General features: G+C 64.2%; 14 protein-coding genes. 6 read left to right on the top strand and 8 right to left on the bottom strand.

The window, feature by feature from the left end; genetic code table 11:
• Window positions 1-139 precede the first annotated feature (139 nt).
• Both IGW04_RS06490 and IGW04_RS06485 read right to left on the bottom strand, forming a co-directional pair.
• Complete coding sequence (locus IGW04_RS06490; protein WP_194712245.1) at window positions 140-1285, bottom strand: branched-chain amino acid ABC transporter substrate-binding protein; 1146 nt, start codon at window positions 1283-1285, stop codon at window positions 140-142.
• A 192-nt stretch (window positions 1286-1477) separates the two neighbouring features.
• Window positions 1478-2620 (bottom strand): branched-chain amino acid ABC transporter substrate-binding protein, encoded by a 1143-nt coding sequence (locus IGW04_RS06485; RefSeq protein WP_194712244.1) that lies wholly within the window; start codon window positions 2618-2620, stop codon window positions 1478-1480.
• A 351-nt stretch (window positions 2621-2971) separates the two neighbouring features.
• On the opposite strand from IGW04_RS06485, the gene IGW04_RS06480 reads away from it, so the two are divergent.
• Window positions 2972-3487: an Lrp/AsnC family transcriptional regulator gene (locus tag IGW04_RS06480; RefSeq protein ID WP_194712243.1), complete on the top strand. Its 516-nt coding sequence runs from the start codon at window positions 2972-2974 to the stop codon at window positions 3485-3487.
• 43 nt (window positions 3488-3530) lie between these two features.
• Here IGW04_RS06480 and IGW04_RS06475 read toward each other — a convergent pair whose 3' ends face one another.
• The 6 genes from IGW04_RS06475 to folD form a co-directional block, all read right to left on the bottom strand.
• Window positions 3531-4847, bottom strand: coding sequence for a D-amino acid dehydrogenase (locus IGW04_RS06475; protein ID WP_194712242.1), 1317 nt, complete (start codon window positions 4845-4847; stop codon window positions 3531-3533).
• Window positions 4848-4995: 148 nt separating this feature from the next.
• Window positions 4996-5655: a hypothetical protein gene (locus tag IGW04_RS06470; RefSeq protein WP_194712241.1), complete on the bottom strand. Its 660-nt coding sequence runs from the start codon at window positions 5653-5655 to the stop codon at window positions 4996-4998.
• Window positions 5652-6083 carry a DNA polymerase III subunit chi gene (locus tag IGW04_RS06465; RefSeq protein WP_194712240.1) on the bottom strand — a complete coding sequence of 144 codons (432 nt, stop codon included), beginning with the start codon at window positions 6081-6083 and terminating at the stop codon, window positions 5652-5654. Before IGW04_RS06465 ends, IGW04_RS06470 begins: the two co-directional genes overlap by 4 nt.
• Before the next feature lie 14 nt (window positions 6084-6097).
• Window positions 6098-6724, bottom strand: coding sequence for a glutaredoxin family protein (locus IGW04_RS06460; RefSeq protein ID WP_194712239.1), 627 nt, complete (start codon window positions 6722-6724; stop codon window positions 6098-6100).
• 29 nt (window positions 6725-6753) lie between these two features.
• Window positions 6754-8820 (bottom strand): M3 family metallopeptidase, encoded by a 2067-nt coding sequence (locus IGW04_RS06455; protein WP_194712238.1) that lies wholly within the window; start codon window positions 8818-8820, stop codon window positions 6754-6756.
• A gap of 4 nt (window positions 8821-8824) precedes the next feature.
• The gene (gene folD, locus IGW04_RS06450; protein ID WP_194712237.1) at window positions 8825-9670 is read right to left on the bottom strand and encodes a bifunctional methylenetetrahydrofolate dehydrogenase/methenyltetrahydrofolate cyclohydrolase FolD; all 846 of its coding nucleotides are present in this window, start codon (window positions 9668-9670) and stop codon (window positions 8825-8827) included.
• A gap of 244 nt (window positions 9671-9914) precedes the next feature.
• On the opposite strand from folD, the gene aceE reads away from it, so the two are divergent.
• The 5 genes from aceE (at window position 9915) to IGW04_RS06425 (ending at window position 17406) form a co-directional block, all read left to right on the top strand.
• Entirely contained in the window at window positions 9915-12611 is a 2697-nt protein-coding gene (gene aceE / locus IGW04_RS06445) for a pyruvate dehydrogenase (acetyl-transferring), homodimeric type (RefSeq protein ID WP_194712236.1), read from the top strand.
• Window positions 12612-12741: 130 nt separating this feature from the next.
• Entirely contained in the window at window positions 12742-14082 is a 1341-nt protein-coding gene (gene aceF, locus IGW04_RS06440; RefSeq protein WP_194712235.1) for a dihydrolipoyllysine-residue acetyltransferase, read from the top strand.
• A 54-nt stretch (window positions 14083-14136) separates the two neighbouring features.
• Window positions 14137-14703 carry an Ntn hydrolase family protein gene (locus tag IGW04_RS06435; protein ID WP_194712234.1) on the top strand — a complete coding sequence of 189 codons (567 nt, stop codon included), beginning with the start codon at window positions 14137-14139 and terminating at the stop codon, window positions 14701-14703.
• A gap of 94 nt (window positions 14704-14797) precedes the next feature.
• A complete protein-coding gene (gene lpdA / locus IGW04_RS06430) occupies window positions 14798-16912 on the top strand; it encodes a dihydrolipoyl dehydrogenase (protein WP_194712233.1) in 2115 nt (704 codons plus the stop codon).
• A 161-nt stretch (window positions 16913-17073) separates the two neighbouring features.
• Entirely contained in the window at window positions 17074-17406 is a 333-nt protein-coding gene (locus IGW04_RS06425) for a hypothetical protein (protein WP_194712232.1), read from the top strand.
• The last annotated feature ends 88 nt before the right edge of the window (window positions 17407-17494 follow it).

Raw genomic sequence — 17494 nt, 5'->3', positions numbered from 1 at the left:
CGGCCGGGCCGCGCCGGAAACGAAGTCATGGGAGGTTGCCGAAGATGCTGCAGCGAAACGGATGCCTTTCCGGCAAGAATGGCTTGCCACGTGCGAAAACGCCGGCTGCGAGCCGGCGTTTTGTTCGTCTGCAGAACGGCTATTTGACGACGGCGATCCTTTCCTTCCTGCCGCCCCTGAAAGTGAACAGGGTCACCATGCCGTCCTTGATATCGCCCCTGGCGTCGAAGGCGATCGGACCAGTCACGCCCTCGTGGCGGATGCTGGCCAGTTCGGGCAGGTACTTCGCCGGCTCGGCCGAATCGGCCTTTTGCATTGCTGCCGCCATGGTCATCACCGCATCGTAGGCAAAGGGCGCATAGGCCAGAACATCCATGCTGAAGCGCTTCCTGTAGCGTTCGATGAACCGGGCCATGTCCTTTTCCCTGTCGTCGGTGATGCCGCCATTTGCTGCGCAGACCATCTGGTTGTCGCTGAGGCCATCGCCGGCCAGCCTGGGCAGCTCGGTGGTGCAGATGCCGTCGCCGCCCATGAACCTGGCATCGATGCCCAGCTGCTTCATCTGCCGCAGCATCGGGCCGCCGACATTGTCCGAACCGCCGAAGAAGACGATGTCCGGCTTCTTGCCCTTGATGGCAGTCAGGATGGCCTGGAAGTCGGTGGCCTTGTCGGTGGTGTACTGCTGGGTGATCTGCACGCCCGGCAGCGCCACCCTGGCGGCCTTGACGAACTCGCTGGCCAGGCCCTGGCCGTAGGCCGTACGGTCGTCGATGACGGCAATGTTCCTGGCCTTCATGGTCTCGACCGCATACCTGCCCAGCGTGCCGCCAAGATGCGCATCGTTGGCGACCATGACGAAAGCGGTCTTGTAACCCTGGCGGGTGTACTTGGGATTGGTGGCCGAGGGCGAGATCTGCGGGATGCCGGCGTCGTGATAGATGCGCGAGGCGGGGATGGTGGTGCCGGAGTCCATATGGCCGATCACGCCGTTGACCCTGGCGTCGGCCAGCTTCTGCGCCACCGCGGTGCCCTGCCTTGGATCGGCGGCGTCGTCTTCATTCAACAGTACGAACCGGGCCTTCCTGCCGCCGATGACGATGCCACGGGCATTGAGGTCTTCCACAGCCAGGATGGCGCCGTTGGCAGTGTCCCGGCCGAGGTGCGCCTCTCCCCCGGACAGCGGCCCTGCATGGCCAAGCCGGATGACCGCCTCCTGTGCAAATGTTGAACCGGCGAGCAGGGCAATAGCGGCTGCGACGGTAAACATTCTTGAAATGGATTGCATCGATTTTTTCCCTTGGTTTGTGAGCTATTCAATGATGATTGCCGCTGTATCCAGGTCCGGCGCTGCGCTGTCCTTGCCATCCCGGCCCGTTGAGCCAGCCGGGCTAAAAGCGCTCCAGTCAGCACGGAAACGGGATACGTGGACCGTGAACCGGGAAACTGGCTGGACGAGGTGCATGTGCCGCAGCGGGCCTCACCTGAGGACGGCGATCTTTTCCTTCCTGCCGCCCTTGTAGGTGAACAGGACCAGCGCCCGGTCCCTGATGTCGCCGTTGGCATCAAAGGCGATCGGGCCAGTGATGCCGTCGTAGCTGATCCCGGCCAGTTCAGGCAGGTACTTGGCCGGCTCGGCTGAATCGGCTTTTTGCATCGCGGCCGCCATGGTCATCACGGCGTCGTAGACATAGGGCGCATACTGCCGCACGTCCATATGGAAGCGCTGCCTGTAGCGTTCGGTGAACTGCGCCATGCGCTTTTCACTGGTGTCGCTGACGCCGGCTTCCAGGCAGACGACCTGGTTGTCGATCAGCGCGTCGCCCGCCAGTTCGGGCAGGCCGGCGGTGCAGATGGCGTCGCTGCCCATGAATCTGGCGTTGATGCGCAGCTGCTTCATCTGGCGCAGCATGGGGCCGCCGACGTTGTCGGTGCCGCCAAAGAAGATGATGTCCGGGTGCTTGCCCTTGATGGTGGTGAGAAGGGCGGTGAAGTCGGTGGCCTTGTCGGAGGTGTACTCCTGGCTGATCCGCACGCCGGGCAGGGCTGCCCTGGCACTCCTGATGAACTCGCTGGCCACGCCCTGGCCGTAGGCGGTGCGGTCGTCAATGACCGCGATGCTCTTCGCGTGCAGCGTGTCGATTGCATATCTGCCCAGCCTGCTGCCGAGCTGGCCATCATTGGCCATGAGACGGAATGCGGTGTCATACCCCTGGGGGGTGTATTTCGGATTGGTGGCCGAACCCGTTATCTGCGGGACGCCGGCGTCGTGATAGATGCGGGAAGCGGGGATGGAGGTGCCGGAGTTGAGGTGGCCGATCACGCCATTGACCCGGGCGTCGACCAGCTTGTAGGCCACCGCCGTGGCCTGCCTGGGATCGGCGGCATCGTCTTCATTGAGCAGTTCAAACCTGACCTTCTTGCCGCCTATGGTGATGCCCCTGGCATTGAGGTCCTCGACAGCGAGGAGGGCGCCGTTGGCATTGTCCCTGCCGTAATGGGCCTGCTCGCCGGACATGGGCGCCACGTGGCCCAGGCGGACCACGGTTTCCTGCGCAATGGCAGCGCTGCAGAGGAGTGCGATCGCGGCCACGACCGGACCTTTTTTCGGGATGAACAGCATGGATTGGCTCCTGGGGATTGAGATGACCGTCCTTGCCACTGCGCTGCAGCCTGGCGCCGGGCTGCAATGAATCGTCTGCCGGCATGGCCTGACCTCGCCTTGGCGTTCAGTTGCGTGGCAATGCCCCCGGTTCGTCACCTTCGGTCGCGCCTTGTTCGATAACGATGCGCAAGCGGAAGCGCCGGTGGGGTCGCGTAGCCGTGTGTCCTTGCATCTGCGGGAAGATGCCGGCAGGACGACTGCAGTCGCGCACGGTTGCTGCAACCGGCGCGCAGGCATTAGACTTGCACGCGCCTCTTTCTTCCGTCACCGCGGCAGCGCCTGCATCCGTCAGCCCAACCACACATCGCCATGCCCATATTTCGCCCGCTAGACAAGGTCGACCGCAAGATCCTCAACCTGCTGCAGAAGGACAACCAGATTCCGACCAGGGAACTGGCCGACAAGGTGCATGTGTCGCAGCCGACCTGCCTGCGCCGGATGCGGGAACTGCGCGAGGCCGGCATCATCAGCGCCGATGTCGCGCTGGTGGACCCGTTCGCCCTCGGCTACGGCATGATGGCTTTCCTGGAAGTGTCGCTGAACAACCAGTCGGACGAACAGATGAAGGAGTTCGAGGCCCGCATGAACCGCGAGGCCGAGGTGCTGCAATGCTATTTCGTGTCCGGGGATTACGACTATTTCCTGGTGGTGCATGTGCTGGACATGGATGCGTATTACCAGTTCGTGCGCCGCGCCATTTCGGGGTCGGGCAATGTGCGGCATTTCCAGTCGCGCTTCCCGATGAAGCGCGCCAAGTTCGTCACCCGGATTGCATTCGATGAGAAGGCGGCGGAACTGCAGGTGAGGGCGGAACGCCAGAAATAAAAAAGGGCGCCCTGTCGGCGCCCCTGATGCGGAAGTCAATGCGTCACGCGCTTGCCACCTGCTTGCCGGGGAAGGCGGCGCCGCGCGGGCGTTCCATGCCGGTGAAGGCGAAGTCCACCTCGGGCTGGCGGCCCGACACGATCTCGGCGATGGCCCGTCCGGAGCCGCAGCCCATGGTCCAGCCCAGCGTGCCATGGCCGGTGTTGAGGAACAGGTTGCCATAGCGGCTCTTGCCCACGTAAGGCACGTTGGACGGCGTCAGCGGACGCAGGCCGGTCCAGTAGGCCGGGTTGTCGTAGTCGCAGGCGTCCGGAAACAGCTCGCGGGTGCGGCGGGTGATGGCTTCGCAGCGGGTGGTGTTGAGTTCGCGGGTGTAGCCGTTGAGTTCGCAGGTGCCGGCCACCCGCAGGCGGTCGCCCAGGCGCGACACCACCAGTTTGTAGCCGTCGTCGGTCAACGAAACCGTGGGCGCGGCGTCGGGATTGGTCACCTTGTAGGTGGCCGAGTAGCCCTTGCCCGGATAGATCATCAGGTCGATGCCCAGCGGCTTCAACAGCTGCTCGCTGAAGCTGCCCATCGCCATCACATAGGCGTCGGCGCGCAGGGTGCGGTGCACGCCATGCTCGTCGATCACTTCCACGCCGGTGATGCGGGCCGAAGCGCCGGCGCCTTCGGTCAGCAGCCGCGTCACCGTGGTGTTGAAGCGGAATGCCACCCCCGCCTGCTCGGCGCGGTCAGCCAGGCCGGTGGTGAACTTGTACACGTCGCCCGATTCATCGGTGGCGGTGTAGTCGCCGCCGACGATGCGGTCGCGCGAGGCGGCCAGCGCGGGCTCGATGCGCACCACCTCGTCGGCATCGATCGACTGGCGCGGGCAGCCGAGGTCGCGCATCAGCTTGGCGGCGCGCAGCGACTCGTCGAAGTCGCGCTGCTCGGTGTAGAAATGCAGGATGCCGCGGGTCAGGTGGTCATACTCGATGCCGGTCTCGGCGCGTACTGCCTGCAGCGTCTGGCGGCTGTATTCGCAGAGGGCGACGATCTGGCGGATGTTGTGGTCGGTGCGGGCGGCCGTGCATTCGCGCAGGAATTGCAGGCCCCAGCGCCATTGCAGCCATTCGGGACGCAGGCGGAACAGCAGCGGCGCATCTTCCCGGCCCAGCCATTTCAGCACTTTCATCGGCGCGGCTGGATTGGCCCAGGGTTCGGCATGCGATACCGAGATCTGGCAGCCGTTGGCGAAGCTGGTCTCCTGCGCGGCGCCGGGCTGGCGCTCGATCACGGTGACGTCATGACCGGCCTGGCGCAGAAACCACGCCGATGCCGTCCCGATAATGCCCGAACCCAAAACCATGACCTTCATTTCGCTCTCCCCGATGCGATGCAATCCGATAGCCGGAATTGTAAGAAATTCCAGTTTTTTTGAGCGAACAAAACAAGACGGAAATTTTTGTGATTCCCGCGTTGTTCTGGGATTTTTGTTTATAAAAACAAAAATTCGCCAGGAAATTTTATTTTTTAGAAGATTGCAGACGGGTAATTTCCTGCGCCACCGCGCGCGACACAACATCTTCCAGCGTCTTGTGCAGACTCAGCCGCAGGCTGGCCGCCAGGCCTTCCACGGCCTGCTCGACCACGCCGGTCAGGCTGGAGCGAATTCGTTCCTCCAGCATGGCGTCTGTGCGCGACAGCAGCTGCCCCAGGATGCGTTCCCGCACCCGGCGTTCCATGCGCTGCCATTCCTCGTCATTCATGGCCGCCGGCTGGGTCTCAGGCCTCGTCGGCTCGGCGGCCGGCGGGAAGGATGAGGGAACAGCCCGCGGGGCGGCCGCTGCAGGCGCTGCCGCGGCGGCAGGCTTGAGCGGAAGCGGATACGCCGGCGCAAATTGCGGTTGCGGTTGCGGTTGCGGTTGCGCTTGCGCTTGCGGCAAGGCCAGGTCGGGCTTCGGCTCCGGCGCGGCAGCGGCCGGCGACGCCGGTGCCGGCTCTTCCGCCGGCAGGCCATGCGGTGCAGCCGCCTGCGCCGCCTCCTGATCGAGCAGGCCGGCCGCCTGCTGCTCCGCCTCGGAAAGAGGCTCGACCAGTTCAGGCGGGTCGGTCAGCTCCATGTCCGCATCGTTGATCACCTCGGTCAGCATCGGGATGCCGGCGTCGCGCGGGGGTGTGCTCATGCTTTATCGGCGTCGTAATGGGTTAAGGGATAGCCGCGCTGCTGGTAATGGCGATAGCGTTCGCGGCCAGCCAAGCGGTCGGCCTCGTCCGCGGAAACGATCTCGAACATGCGCTCGAAGCGGGCGAAGTGGGCCGGCGGCTGCTGCGACAGATTCACCAGGACCTGGTGATGCGGCAGGTCGTCCGTCTCGGCGCCGGCTTCCATCAGCAGGATCGGCGTCTGCGCCGCCAGCGCGCTGTCGGCGGTCACATGCGGCAGGAAGTCGAGGTCGGAAAAGGTCCACAGGCTTTCATCGAGCTGGCGCAGCTGGTCGGCATCGGCGGCCAGCATCACCACCCGCAGGTTCTGCGACCGCGCCTTGCGCACCAGCCGGCAGGCATAGGCGACCTTGTCCGGCACATTGCTGTGAAAGTCGATCCGGGTCATTGCCGTTGCCTGGCTCAAAACCGGAATCCCGGCGGCGCCTTGCCGGCCGGCGGCGGCGCTTCGGCTGGAAGACCGGCCGGCTCACGACGCTGGGCAACCGGCGCCGAGGGAGGCGGCGCCGGTTCGGCCTGGGCCGGCGCCGCGGCCTGGGGCGGCGGATTGCGCCAGCTGGCCGGCAACTGGCTGGTTTGCGGATACCCTGCCGCCGACAATGCCCGGTTCCAGACACCTTCCTCGAAGCCCTGTTCCTTGACTGCGCCTATGGTCAGCAATGGCAGGCGCGCCTCGCCGGCAACGGCGGCAAGAGCCGCAATGTCCTCATTGCTGCTGACGGTTTTCTCGACATGGGGAATGCCGCGCCTGGCCAGCAGGTTGCGCGCGGAGAAGCAGGGCGGGCACTTGTCTGAGGTGTACAGCGTCACCGGGTGCGCCTTGGCCACCAGCGCCAGTTCATAGGGCAGAGCGGTGCCGCTGACGGAAGCGGCCGGCGCCTTGCGGGTATCGACCGGCTGGGCCTTGGCGGTGGGCGTGTCGCTGTAGGTGACGCGTCCGTCCGGACCGACCGACTTGTAAAGCTCGGCCTGGGCCAGCGTGGCGCAGGCCAGCAGGGCGATCGGCAGCAGTGAGATGTTCCTGGTCATCGTGATTTTCCTGGCTCCCAGCCTTGGCATCAGGCCGTCATGCCGCTGTGCCGCAGCAGCGCATCGATTTCGGGTTCGCGGCCGCGGAAGGCCTTGAACGATTCCAGCGCCGGGCGCGAGCCGCCAACCGACAGGATCTCCGCCAGGAAGCGGCGGCCGGCTTCGGCCAGATGTTCCTCGTCGCCGCTGCCGCTGGCTTCCTCGAAGGCGCTGTAGGCATCGGCGGACAGCACCTCGGCCCATTTGTAGCTGTAGTAGCCGGCCGCGTAACCGCCGGCGAAGATATGGCCGAAGGAATTCTGGAAGCGATTGAAGGATGGCGGGATCATCACCGCGAAGCGGCGGCGCACGTCGTCCAGCACGTCCTGCACGCTGCGCTGGCCGCGTGGGTCGTAGTCGTAGTGCAGGTGCATGTCGAACAGCGAGAACTCGACCTGGCGCAGCATCTGCAGGCCGGACTGGAAGTTCTTGGCCGCGGTCATCTTGTCGAACAACGCGCGTGGCAGCGGTGCTCCGGTGTCGATATGGGCGCTCATGTTCTGCAGCACGTCCCATTCCCAGCAGAAGTTTTCCATGAACTGGGAGGGCAGCTCGACCGCATCCCACTCCACGCCGGAAATGCCGGACACCCCCAGCTCGTCGACCTGGGTCAGCATGTGATGCAGGCCATGGCCGAATTCATGGAACAGAGTGTTGACTTCATCGTGGGTGAACAGCGCCGGCCGCGCCTTGCCGTCGACCACTGCCGGCTCGGTGAAGTTGCAGGTCAGGTAGGCAACCGGCGTCTGCACCGCTTCGCCGGCGAGACGGCGGCCGCGGGCGTCGTTCATCCAGGCGCCGCCGCGCTTGTAGGTGCGGGCATACAGGTCGAGGTAGAACTGGCCCAGCAGGCGGCCGTCGCGTTCGATGCGGAAGAAGCTCACATCCTTGTGCCAGACCGGCGCGCTGTCCGGCGCGATCTTCACCGAAAACAGCTTTTCGATCAGGCGGAACAGGCCGTCCACCACCTTGTGCTCCGGGAAGTACTGCTTGACCTCCTGCTCCGAAAACGCATACCGCTTCTGACGCAGCTTTTCCGAGGCATAGGCCAGGTCCCAGGCTTCGAGCTGGTCTATGCCCAGTTCCGCCCTGGCGAAGGCGCGCACTTCCTCCAGGTCCTTTTCGGCGAAGGGGCGGGCGCGCTGCGCCAGGTCTTCCAGAAAGCCGATCACCTGCTGCGGCGTCTCGGCCATCTTGGGCACCAGCGACACTTCGGCATAGTTGCTGTAGCCCAGCAGCTGGGCTTCCTCCTGCCGCAGCTGCAGCATCTCGCTGATGAGGGCGGTGTTGTCCCACTCCGGCTTGGCGCCCAGTTCGGATGCCTTGGTGGCGTTGTCGCGGTAGATGGTCTCGCGCAGCGCGCGGTCGTTTGCATACTGCAGCACCGGGAAATAGGAGGGGAAATGCAGGGTGAAGCGGTAGCCCGGCTTGCCGGCCTTTTCAGCGGAGGCGCGGGCGGCCTGGCGTACGTCGTCGGGCAGGCCGGACAGGCGTGCCTCATCCTCGACGATCAATTCGTAGGCATTGGTCGCGTCGAGCACGTTTTCCGAGAATTTGGTGGCCAGTTCCGCCTGGCGTTCCTGGATTGTTGCAAAGCGCGCCTTCTTGTCGTCCGGCAGGTCGGCGCCGCCGAGATGGAAGTCGCGCAGCGCATTCTCGATGATCTTCTTGCGCGCCGGCGTCAGCGTGGCGAAGTCGGCACTGTTCTTCAATGCCTTGTATTTCTCGAACAGCGCCGGATTCTGCGCCAGCGCGGTCCAGAACTCGGTGACCCTGGGCTGATTCTCGTTGTATACCGCGCGCAGTTCCGGCGTGTCCACCACCGCGTTCAGATGCCCGACCACGCCCCATGCCCGGCCCAGCTTCTCGGTTGCCTGTTCCAGCGGCTCCACGAAACTGGTCCAGCTGGCCGGGTCGGTGGAGGCTTCCAGCCGCGCCACCACCTCGCGGCATTCACTCAGCAGGCTGTCGATGGCGGGGGTGACGAACCCGGGCGCGAAAGTGTCGAAGCGCGGCAGGTCGGAAAAGTCGAGCAGGGGATTGGTCTGTGCATTCATGGGTTCAGGTTCTCTCGGCGGCTTCTATGGTGTTTACCAGCAGCATGGTGATGGTCATCGGGCCGACCCCGCCCGGCACGGGCGTGATCCAGCCGGCGACTTCCTTGGCGTTTTCAAAATCGACGTCTCCGCACAATTTACCGTTGTCGTCCCGGTTCATGCCAACGTCGATGACGACCGCGCCCGGTTTGATCATGTCGGCGGTGACGATGTTGCGCTTGCCGGTGGCCACCACCAGGATGTCGGCCTGGCGGGTATGGTGGCCCAGGTCGCGGGTCTTGGAGTTGCAGATGGTGACCGTGGCGCCCGCCTGCAAGAGCAGCATGGCCTGCGGCTTGCCGACGATGTTGGAGGCGCCGACCACCACCGCATGGGCGCCGCGCACCGGGTACTCGATCGATTCCAGCATCTTCATCACGCCGTAGGGCGTGCAGGGACGAAACAGCGGCTGGCCCGTCATCAGCAGGCCGGCATTGCTGATATGAAAGCCGTCGACGTCCTTTTCCGGTGCGATCGCTTCCAGCACCTTGTGCGAGTCGATATGGGCCGGCAGCGGCAGTTGCACCAGGATGCCGTTGATCTTCGGGTCGGCATTCAGCGCGGCGATGCGTTCCAGCAGCTGCGCCTCCGACAGCGTGGCGTCGTATTTCTCCAGCACGGAATGGAGGCCATTGTCCTCGCATGCTTTCACCTTGTTGCGCACATATACCTGGGAGGCGGGATTGTCGCCCACCAGCACCACGGCCAGGCCCGGCTGGCGTCCTTGCGCGCTCAGCGCGGCGGCGCGGCGCGCGACGTCGGTGCGCAGTTGTTGGGAGAGCAGGGTGCCATTGATGATTTGTGCAGACATGATGAAGGGAGGTTGCGGTTGGAAAACCGGATTATAAGGGGGCTTGGGCGCTTGCCGCTCCGGGAACACGGCGCAGCCGATGTTGCGCTGCACACTAAATTCCACATTATGAAAACGTATATCGTAGTTTGAAATTTTAAATTTCGCTGATAAAATGCGCGGGTTGTTCTTCCCATAAGTCACGCCTGTAACAAACCCACGCCCGCGATGTCTAAACCAATCCGGCAAAGATAGGAGACGCACGATGTCTGCCCAGCTCGACCAGGTAATGGCGCAAGCCGCCAACGATCCCGATGTAATGGAAACCAAGGAATGGCTCGACGCGCTCGAAGCCGTTATCGAAAACGAAGGCCCGGAGCGCGCCCACTACCTGATGGAGCGCATGGTCGACCTGGCGCGCAGGCGCGGCGCCCACATCCCGTTTTCCAGCAACACTGCCTACGTCAACACCATCCCCGCGCACCTGACGGTGCACTGCCCCGGCAATCTCGAGTATGAAGAGCGGCTGCGTTCCTGGATGCGCTGGAACGCCATGGCCATGGTGGTCAAGGCCAACCGCGCCGACGGCGACCTCGGCGGCCACATCTCCAGCTTCGCCTCGCTGGCCAACATGCTGGGCATCGGCTTCAACCATTTCTGGCATGCGCCGACCGCGGACCATGGCGGCGACCTGCTGTACCTGCAGGGCCATTCCTCGCCCGGCATCTATGCCCGTTCCTACCTGGAAGGCCGGCTGTCGGATGAGCAGCTGCTGAACTTCCGCCGCGAAGTCGACGGCGGCGGCCTGTCTTCCTATCCGCATCCGAAGCTGATGCCGGACTACTGGCAGTTCCCGACCGTGTCCATGGGCCTGGGCCCGCTGATGGCCATCTACCAGGCGCGTTTCCTGAAGTACCTGCATGCCCGCGGCCTGGCCAACACCGAGAACCGCAAGGTCTGGGTCTTCTGCGGCGACGGCGAGATGGACGAGCCGGAATCGATGGGCGCCATCGGCATGGCCGGCCGCGAGATGCTGGACAACCTGATCATGGTGGTCAACTGCAACCTGCAGCGCCTGGACGGTCCGGTGCGCGGCAACGGCAAGATCATCCAGGAACTGGAAGCCGACTTCCGCGGCGCCGGCTGGAACGTGATCAAGGTGATCTGGGGTCCGGGCTGGGACGACCTGCTGCGGCGCGACAAGGACGGCATCCTGCAGAAGGTGATGATGGAAACCGTCGACGGCGAGTACCAGAACTACAAGGCCAAGGACGGCGCCTACGTGCGCAAGCATTTCTTCGGCAAGCATCCGAAGCTCTTGGAGATGGTCGCCAACATGAGCGACGACGACATCTGGCGCCTGACCCGCGGCGGCCATGACCCGCACAAGATCTATGCCGGCTTCAAGGCCGCCGTCGAGAACAAGGGCACGCCGACCGTGCTGCTGGTCAAGACCGTTAAGGGCTTTGGCATGGGCAAGTCGGGCGAGGCGCGCAACACCGCGCACCAGACCAAGAAGCTCGACGACCAGGCGATCCGCGAGATGCGCGACCGCTTCAACATCCCCATCCCGGACGACAAGCTGGCCGAGGTGCCGTTCTTCAAGCCGGCCGACGACGCGCCGGAAATGGTCTACCTGCACGAGCGCCGCAAGGCCCTGGGCGGTTACCTGCCGCAGCGCCGCGTGAAGGCCGACGAGACCCTGCCGGTGCCGCCGCTGGAAGCCTTCAAGGCCGTGCTCGATCCGACCGCGGAAGGCCGCGAGATCTCCACCACCCAGGCCTATGTGCGGGTGCTGACCGTGCTGCTGCGCGACGCCAACCTCGGCAAGCGCGTGGTGCCCATCCTGGTGGACGAGGCGCGCACCTTCGGCATGGAAGGCCTGTTCCGCCAGATCGGCATCTTCAACCAGCGCGGCCAGCTGTACGAGCCGGTCGACAAGGACCAGGTCAGCTACTACCGCGAGGACAAGGCCGGCCAGATCCTGCAGGAAGGCATCAACGAGGCGGGCGCGATGAGTTCGTGGATCGCGGCGGCGACGTCGTACTCCACCAACAACACGGTGATGATCCCGTTCTACACCTTCTACTCGATGTTTGGCCTGCAGCGCATCGGCGACCTGGCATGGGCCGCCGGCGACATGCGCGCCCGTGGCTTCCTGCTGGGCGGCACCGCCGGCCGCACCACGTTGAACGGCGAAGGCCTGCAGCACGAGGACGGCCACAGCCAGGTGCTGGCGTCGACCATCCCGAACTGCATGTCCTACGACCCGACCTTCGCCCATGAAGTCGCGGTGATCATGCATGACGGCCTGCGCCGCATGGTGGAAAACCAGGAAGACGTGTTCTATTACATCACCCTGATGAACGAGAACTACGCGCATCCGGGCATCAAGCCGGGCCAGGAACAGGGCATCCTGAAGGGTCTGTACCTGCTGCAGGAAGGCGGCAGGGAATCGAAGCACCGCGTGCAGCTGATGGGCTCCGGCACCATCCTGCGCGAAGTCATCGCCGCCAGCGAACTGCTGCGCAATGACTGGGGCATCGAGTCCGACGTCTGGTCTGCGCCGTCGTTCAACCTGCTGGCCCGCGATGGCGCCGATGTCGAGCGCTGGAACATGCTGCATCCGTCCGAGCCGGCGCGCCTGTCGCACGTGGCGCAGTGCCTGGCGCCGACGTCCGGCCCGATCGTGGTGTCGACCGACTACATGAAGGTGTTCGCCGAGCAGGTCCGCGCCTACGTGCCGAAAGGCCGCAGCTACAAGGTGCTGGGCACCGACGGCTTCGGCCGCTCGGACTCCCGCGCCAAGCTGCGTGAATTCTTCGAGGTCAACCGCTACTTTGTCGTGGTTGCCGCGCTGAAGTCGCTGGCTGATGAAGGCGTATTGTCTTCGGGTGTCGTCACCCAGGCCATCGAGAAGTACGGCATCAATCCGAACAAGCCGAATCCGGTCACAGTGTAAACAAGACTAACGAATCCCCTGTCATGCCCAAACGGGTCCGGGAACCGCAAGCATCACGGCAGCCATGCCGCGGCGCTTCCTTTCCCGGACTTTTTTTGGAATGCGGCGGACATAAAACGGAGCTAGAACAATGAGCATGGTGGAAGTCAAAGTCCCGGATATCGGCGATTTCAAGGAAGTCGAAGTCATTGAGGTGCTGGTCAAGCCGGGCGACACGGTGGCGGTGGACCAGTCGCTGATCACGGTCGAGTCGGACAAGGCCAGCATGGAGATCCCGTCCAGCCAGGCCGGCGTGGTCAAGGAACTGAAGGTCAAGCTGGGCGACAAGGTGGCCGAAGGCACGCTGGTGCTGATGCTGGAAACCGAGGGCGCGGCGGCAGCGCCGGCTGCTCCGGCGCCTGCAGCAGCCGCACCGGCGCCCGCGCCCGCAGCAGCCGCGCCGGCAGCACCGGCACCGGCGGCAGCGCCTGCGCCCGCCGCCGCGCCTGCGCCGGCACCCGCTGCCGCACCGGCCGCGCCGGTGGCCTCGGCCAACGGCATCAAGCCGCACGCGTCGCCTTCGATCCGCAAGTTCGCCCGCGAACTGGGCGTCGACCTGACCCAGGTCAAGGGCAGCGGCCCGAAAGGCCGCATCACCCAGCAGGACGTGCAGGGCTATGTGAAGGGCGTGATCGCCGGCGGCGCTGCCGCAGCCGCGGCGCCTGCCTCGGCTGCCAAGGGCAGCGGCGTGGGCCTGGACCTGCTGCCATGGCCGTCGCTGGATTTCTCCAAGTTCGGCGCGACCGAACTGCAGCCGCTGTCGCGCATCAAGAAGATCAGCGGACCGAACCTGCACCGCAACTGGGTGATGATTCCGCACGTGACCCAGTATGACCAGGCCGACATCACCGAGCTGGAGGAATTCCGCAAGTCGGCCAATGCCGCGATGGCCAAGTCGGGCGTGAAGCTGACCATGCTGGCCTTCGTGATCAAGGCATCGGTGGCCGCGCTGAAGAAATTCCCGGTCTTCAATTCCTCGCTGGATGCCAAGGGCGAGAACCTGATCCTGAAGCAGTACTACCACATCGGCTTCGCCGCCGACACGCCCAACGGCCTGGTGGTGCCGGTGGTGAAGGACGCCGACAAGAAGGGCGTTGCCCAGATCGCCCAGGAAATGGGCGAACTGTCGGCCCAGGCCCGCGATGGCAAGCTGAAACCAGCCGACATGCAGGGCGCAAGCTTCACCATCTCGTCGCTGGGCGGCATCGGCGGCACGGCGTTCACGCCCATCATCAATGCGCCGGAAGTGGCGATCCTGGGCTTGTCCAAGTCCGAGTTCAAGCCGGTCTGGGACGGCAAGCAGTTCGTGCCGCGCCTGATGATGCCGACCTCGCTGTCCTATGACCACCGCGTGATCGATGGCGCGATGGCGGCCCGCTTCACGGTCTACCTGTCCGAAGTGCTGGGCGACATGCGCAAGACGCTGCTGTAATGGGCAGGGCGGCCCGAGGAGCCTGCGCGGCCGCCCGTCGTTTGGAGATCCGCCATGACTACCTGTGTCGTCGTCAGAAAGAATGGAGAGGTTGCGATCGCCGCCGATTCGCTGGTGACGTTCGGCGACACCCGGTTGCCCGGCAATTACGAGGCCAACAGCAAGATCTTCCAGGTTGGCGCGTCCTGGGTCACGCTGGCCGGCACCACCGCCCATTTTCCGGTCATGCGCAAGGTGCTGACCGAGATGGGCGACGACTGCCGGCTGGGCAGCAAGGACGAGGTCTTCGAGACCTATACCCGGGTGCACAACATCCTGAAGGAAAAGTATTTCCTCAACACCCGGGAAGACGAGGACGATCCGTACGAGTCGTCGCAGCTGATCTCGCTGATCGCCAATCCCCATGGCATCTTCGGCGTCTATTCGTACCGCGAGGTATTTGCCTTCGACCGTTTCTGGGGCATAGGCAGCGGCCGCAACTTTGCGCTGGGCGCGATGCATGCGGTCTACGACAGCCTGGACTCGGCGCGCCGGATCGCCGAGGTGGGCGTGGCGGCCGGCATCGAGTTCGACAAGAATTCGGCCGGACCCATGCAGATCCACAGTATCGCGATGCAATGAAACACCCATCCTCCCGCTTTGTCCCTGCAGGGAGCAATAACAATTCCCCGGCGCGCGCCAGATGGGCGGCCCGGGCAGAACATGGAGCTATGTGATGAGCCTGGTTGAAATCAAGGTTCCCGACATCGGGGATTTCAAGGAAGTGGAAGTGATCGAGGTGCTGGTCAAGCCGGGCGACCGGATTGCGGTGGACCAGTCGCTGATCACGGTGGAGTCGGACAAGGCAAGCATGGAGATTCCGTCCAGCCAGGCCGGCGTGGTCAGGGAAATGAAGGTCAAGCTCGGCGACAAGGTGGCCGAAGGCTCGCTGCTGCTGATGCTGGAAACGGAAGGCGAAGCGCAGCAGGCGGCGCCTGCCGCAGCCGCGCCCGCTGCTGCGCCGGCGCCTGCTGCTGCGCCGGCGCCTGCCGCTGCACCCGCACCTGCACCGGCTGCAGCCGCCCCGGCCGCTGCCGGCGGCATCATCAATGTCGAGGTGCCCGACATCGGCGACTTCAAGGAAGTGGAAGTGATCGAGGTGCTGGTCAAGCCGGGCGACAGCGTCAGCGTCGACCAGTCGCTGATCACGGTGGAGTCCGACAAGGCCAGCATGGAGATTCCGTCCAGCCATGCCGGCGTGGTCAAGGAGCTGAAGGTCAAGCTGGGCGACAAGGTGTCCAAGGGTTCGCCATTGCTGGTGCTGGAAGGGCAGGGCGCCGCCGCGGCTCCGGCTCCGGCCGCAGCCCCCGCAGCTTCTGCTGCCCCCGCCGCCGCGCCGGTGCAGGCGCCGACTGCCGCCAGCTTCAGCGGCCAGGCCGACATCGAATGCGAAACCCTGGTGCTGGGCGCCGGCCCTGGCGGCTACACCGCCGCCTTCCGCGCCGCCGACCTGGGCCAGAAAGTGGTGCTGGTGGAGCGCTATGCCTCGCTGGGCGGCGTCTGCCTGAACGTGGGCTGCATCCCATCCAAGGCGCTGCTGCATGCAGCCAAGGTGATCACCGAAGCCGAGGAGATGTCGCACTTCGGCGTGAAGATGTCCGCGCCCGAGATCGATCTCGACGGCCTGCGCGGCTGGAAGGACAGCGTGGTCAAGAAACTGACCGGCGGCCTGTCGGGTCTCGCGCGCGCGCGCAAGGTGCAGGTGGTGCATGGCAAGGCGGCGTTCTCGTCGGCCAACACCCTGACCGTGGACACCGCCGAGGGCAGCAAGACCATCGCCTTCAAGAATGCGATCATCGCGGCCGGCTCGTCGGTGGCGCGCATTCCCGGCTTCCCGTATGACGATCCGCGCGTGATCGACTCCACCGGCGCGCTGGAACTGCGCCAGATCCCGAAGCGCATGCTGGTGATCGGCGGCGGCATCATCGGCCTGGAAATGGCCTGCGTCTATGACGCGCTGGGCACGAAAATCACCGTGGTGGAATTCGCCGACGGCCTGATCCCGGCCGCCGACCGCGACATCGTCAAGCCGCTGCAGAAGCGCATCGAGAAGCGCTACGAGGGCATCTACCTGAAGACCAAGGTCACCAGGCTGGAAGCGCGCGAGGACGGCCTGCTGGCCACCTTCGAGGGCGACAGCGCGCCGGCAGAGTCGCAGCTCTACGACATGGTGCTGATGGCAGTGGGCCGCCGCCCGAACGGCCGCGACATCGGCGCCGAGAAGGCGGGCGTGATCGTCAACGAGCGCGGCTTCATCCCGGTGGACCGCCAGCAGCGCACCAACGTCGGCCACATCTATGCGATCGGCGACATTTGCGGCGACCCGATGCTGGCCCATAAGGCCACCAACGAGGCCAAGGTGGCGGCGGAAGTGATCGGCGGCCACAAGGTCGAGTTCGACCCGATGACCATCCCGTCGGTGGCCTACACCGACCCCGAAGTGGCATGGATGGGCCTGACCGAGAACGACGCCAAGTCGCAGGGCATCCCCTATGAGAAGGCCAATTTCCCCTGGGCCGCCTCCGGCCGCGCGCTGGCCATGGGCCGCGACGACGGCATGACCAAGCTGCTGTGGGACCCGGAAACCAGGCGCATTATTGGCGCTGGCATCGTCGGCGTGAATGCGGGTGAACTGCTGGCCGAGACTGTGCTGGCGATGGAGATGGGCGCGGACCTGGAAGACCTGGCGCTGACAGTGCATGCGCATCCGACGCTGTCGGAGACGCCGATGTTCGCGGCGGAGATGGGACTGGGGGTGATTACGGATCTGTACGTGCCGAAGAAGAAGTAAGTTAGCAAGGCGGTCAAATGAAACGGTGGAAGCGCGTAGGCGCTTTCACCGTTTTTTATTGCCTAAGGAACTTTGCCTTTATTCAAGCGTACGAAGATGTGCCGAAAGTTGGCTTTGGTCAACATCGCCGGTGCCAATTATTTTGTGTAAGAAAGGAAAAGATGAAACTCAAGATCAGCGGTGTCAGTAGCTCCCAATGCCAAGATTTTTTGCGTAACGCACAAAGACTTATTAACAAGGCTAAGGCGCCGTTAAGGTTGAGCGAGGTGCGCAGTAGGAAAAATGAAGAGGTCTTATACCTGCGTGAACGTACCTGGGGCGAATTCTTTCTGGAAAAATTGATCCTGACTCCGCAGGAGATAGAAAACATCCAGAATAAAGCTCTTGCTGCCATTGAATTGGCATTTTTTCCGCTCGCTGAGAACCCGCAAGGCCAGGCCGGAAAGGTATCAAGCGGCGGCCTCAAATATGAAGTGCAACACCATTTCTTGTAAAGTGTGCACATGCAGAAACCGACCACTTATCAGCAGCTTCAGCCTGAGGACCGAATTACCATTGCCACGATGAGACAGCGCGGCTTCA

It is taken from the genome of Noviherbaspirillum soli, from assembly GCF_015352955.1.
GTDB lineage: Bacteria > Pseudomonadota > Gammaproteobacteria > Burkholderiales > Burkholderiaceae_D > Noviherbaspirillum_A > Noviherbaspirillum_A soli.
The sequence above is the reverse complement of the archived record's forward strand: the minus strand, read 5'-3'. Positions and strand labels throughout refer to the sequence as shown.

What these genes read in the sequence shown, in the direction of transcription:
- IGW04_RS06490 (WP_194712245.1), bottom strand. Translation starts at nt 1,285, where the DNA reads ATGCAATCCATTTCAAGAATGTTTACCGTCGCAGCCGCTATTGCCCTG.
- IGW04_RS06485 (WP_194712244.1), bottom strand. Translation starts at nt 2,620, where the DNA reads ATGCTGTTCATCCCGAAAAAAGGTCCGGTCGTGGCCGCGATCGCACTC.
- IGW04_RS06480 (WP_194712243.1), top strand. Translation starts at nt 2,972, where the DNA reads ATGCCCATATTTCGCCCGCTAGACAAGGTCGACCGCAAGATCCTCAAC.
- IGW04_RS06475 (WP_194712242.1), bottom strand. Translation starts at nt 4,847, where the DNA reads ATGAAGGTCATGGTTTTGGGTTCGGGCATTATCGGGACGGCATCGGCG.
- IGW04_RS06470 (WP_194712241.1), bottom strand. Translation starts at nt 5,655, where the DNA reads ATGAGCACACCCCCGCGCGACGCCGGCATCCCGATGCTGACCGAGGTG.
- IGW04_RS06465 (WP_194712240.1), bottom strand. Translation starts at nt 6,083, where the DNA reads ATGACCCGGATCGACTTTCACAGCAATGTGCCGGACAAGGTCGCCTAT.
- IGW04_RS06460 (WP_194712239.1), bottom strand. Translation starts at nt 6,724, where the DNA reads ATGACCAGGAACATCTCACTGCTGCCGATCGCCCTGCTGGCCTGCGCC.
- IGW04_RS06455 (WP_194712238.1), bottom strand. Translation starts at nt 8,820, where the DNA reads ATGAATGCACAGACCAATCCCCTGCTCGACTTTTCCGACCTGCCGCGC.
- folD (WP_194712237.1), bottom strand. Translation starts at nt 9,670, where the DNA reads ATGTCTGCACAAATCATCAATGGCACCCTGCTCTCCCAACAACTGCGC.
- aceE (WP_194712236.1), top strand. Translation starts at nt 9,915, where the DNA reads ATGTCTGCCCAGCTCGACCAGGTAATGGCGCAAGCCGCCAACGATCCC.
- aceF (WP_194712235.1), top strand. Translation starts at nt 12,742, where the DNA reads ATGAGCATGGTGGAAGTCAAAGTCCCGGATATCGGCGATTTCAAGGAA.
- IGW04_RS06435 (WP_194712234.1), top strand. Translation starts at nt 14,137, where the DNA reads ATGACTACCTGTGTCGTCGTCAGAAAGAATGGAGAGGTTGCGATCGCC.
- lpdA (WP_194712233.1), top strand. Translation starts at nt 14,798, where the DNA reads ATGAGCCTGGTTGAAATCAAGGTTCCCGACATCGGGGATTTCAAGGAA.
- IGW04_RS06425 (WP_194712232.1), top strand. Translation starts at nt 17,074, where the DNA reads ATGAAACTCAAGATCAGCGGTGTCAGTAGCTCCCAATGCCAAGATTTT.